3 protein-coding genes are annotated in these 2,480 nt (G+C 64.3%); all 3 read left to right on the forward strand.

Going from position 1 to position 2,480, the window contains the following annotated elements; all coding sequences use genetic code 11:
* A partial coding sequence (rimI, locus tag EN935_RS30990; protein WP_127373966.1) for a ribosomal protein S18-alanine N-acetyltransferase occupies positions 1 to 463 on the forward strand: 463 nt, incomplete at its 5' end.
* A gap of 21 nt (positions 464 to 484) precedes the next feature.
* Entirely contained in the window at positions 485 to 1,285 is an 801-nt protein-coding gene (locus tag EN935_RS30995; protein ID WP_127266186.1) for a 1-acyl-sn-glycerol-3-phosphate acyltransferase, read from the forward strand.
* A gap of 74 nt (positions 1,286 to 1,359) precedes the next feature.
* On the forward strand, positions 1,360 to 2,480 hold a 1,121-nt coding region (gene miaB, locus EN935_RS31000), incomplete at its 3' end, for a tRNA (N6-isopentenyl adenosine(37)-C2)-methylthiotransferase MiaB (RefSeq protein WP_127373967.1).

Here is a 2,480-nt window from a genome sequence, read left to right on the forward strand (position 1 = left end):
GGACTATGCGCTCGAGCCGCTGAAGATCGCAGACAGCCGCGCGGTCTCGCTGCTGCATCGCGAGGACTTTGTCCGCCCCTGGACCGATGGAGAATTCGCCGCCTTGCTCGAACAGGACACCGTGTTCGGCTACGCCGCGCGCGAAACCGGGCAGGGTGCCAAGCCGCCCGTCGGCTTCGTGCTGGCGAGGCTCGCGGCCGGCGAAGGCGAGATCCTGACCGTGGCGGTGGCGCGATCGCATCGCCGCCAGGGATTGGGCTGGCAATTGATGGACGCGGTGCTGCGCGAACTGCACGCGCAGCGCGCCGAAGCGCTGTTCCTCGAAGTCGACGAGACCAATGTCGCCGCGATTGCGCTTTACCGTCGGCTGGGCTTCCGCGAGGTCGGCAAGCGTCCGAATTACTACAGGTCGGCGGAGCACGGGCCGACCGGCGCGCTTGTCATGCGCCGCGATCTTCGCTAGCGAGACGGCCGGGGTAGGGCGATGATCAAGAAAATCAGGATTTTCCTGGCGCTGGGCCTCGTTGTCGCCGGCTCATTGGTCCTCGTGCCATTGCAGATACTGTCGATGAAGACCGGCTGGTGGCCGGAAACGATCATCCTCAAGATCTGGCACAGGCTCATCATCAGGGCGCTCGGCATGCGCATCCATGTCAAGGGTACGCTCTCTGACAAGCGCCCGCTGCTGGTTGCCTCCAACCACATCTCCTGGACCGACATCATGGTGCTCGGCTCCATGGTCGATGTGAAGTTCATCGCCAGAGCCGATATGGAAGGCTGGCCGCTGATCGGCATGCTGTCGAAGCTGCAGCGCACCGTGTTCATCGAGCGCGAACGCAAGCGTTCCTCGGGCGACCAGGCAAGCGAGATCGCCAGCCGCATGGCCAAGGGCGATGCCATGGTGCTGTTTGCCGAGGGCTCGACCGGCGACGGCAACATGATCCTGCCGTTCAAGAGCACGCTGTTTGGCGCTGCCTCGATGGCGATTTCGGAAGGCGCGGCCGAGCAGGTCTTCATCCAACCGGTGGCGATTGCCTACACGCGCCTGCACGGCGTGCCGCTCGGCCGCCGGCACCGCCCGCTTGCCGCCTGGATCGGCGATGAGGATTTGATGCCGCATCTCAGGGTGCTGCTGGCGGAGGGCGCCCTCGACGTCGAGGTGCATTTCGGCGAACCGATCGCCTTTTCCAAGGGCTCGAACCGCAAGGAAACGTCGAAACTGATGGAAAGTCAGGTGCGCGGGATGATGCAGGCAGCGCTTGCCGATCCGCGCCCGAGCCGCTAGCCCCGGCATGTGCCTGCAGGCGCATGCTGAAAATCGTCTGTTTTTTGTCACGGAAAGGCGTTAGAAGCCGCCGGATGGACTTGAACACGATAGAGCGTGACGACATCGACGCCGTGGCCGAAGGGATGGCCGCCGCGCCGGCTGCAGCGACCAGGAAGGTCTTCATCAAGACCTATGGCTGCCAGATGAACGTCTATGATTCACAGCGTATGACCGATGCGCTGGCCGCCGACGGCTACACCGCGACCGATGCCATTGGCGAGGCCGACCTGGTGCTGCTCAACACCTGCCACATCAGGGAGAAGGCGGCCGAAAAGGTCTATTCCGAGCTCGGCCGTATTCGCGATATGAAAGCCGAACGTGCCTTGGCCGGCCGTGAGATGCTGGTCGGCGTCGCCGGCTGCGTGGCGCAGGCCGAAGGCGCCGAGATCATCCGCCGTTCTCCGGCCGTCGACCTGGTCATCGGCCCGCAGACCTATCACCGGCTCCCCGACGTGCTGGCGCGGGTGCGCGGCGGCGAGAAGATCGTCGAGACCGACTACGCCATCGAGGACAAGTTCGAGCATCTGCCGCAGCCGAAGCGCGCCGAGGTCATCAAGCGTGGCGTCACCGCCTTCCTCACCGTGCAGGAAGGTTGCGACAAGTTCTGCACCTTCTGCGTCGTGCCTTACACCAGAGGCTCCGAAGTCTCGCGGCCGGTGGCGCAGATTGTTGCGGAGGCTGAGCGCCTGGCGGAAGCCGGCGTGCGCGAAGTGACGCTGCTTGGCCAGAACGTCAATGCCTGGCATGGCCGGGGCGAGACCAAAGGGGGTAAGACCGAGGAGTGGGGCCTTGGGCGGCTGCTGTTCAGGCTCGCCGAAATTCCCGGCCTGGCGCGGCTGCGCTACACCACCAGCCACCCGCGCGACATGGATGACGAACTCATCGCCGCCCATCGCGATCTGCCGGCGCTGATGCCCTATCTGCATCTGCCGGTGCAATCGGGGTCCGACCGCATCCTCAAGGCGATGAATCGCCGGCACACGGCGAAGGATTATCTGGCGCTGCTCGATCGCATCCGCACCGCCCGGCCTGACATCGCACTTTCCGGCGACTTCATCGTTGGCTTTCCCGGTGAGACAGAAGCGGATTTCGAAGCGACCATGGAACTGATGCGCCAGGTGAACTACGCCTCGGCCTTCTCGTTCAAATATTC

This window comes from Mesorhizobium sp. M7D.F.Ca.US.004.03.1.1 (genome assembly GCF_003998635.1).
Lineage (GTDB): Bacteria > Pseudomonadota > Alphaproteobacteria > Rhizobiales > Rhizobiaceae > Mesorhizobium > Mesorhizobium loti.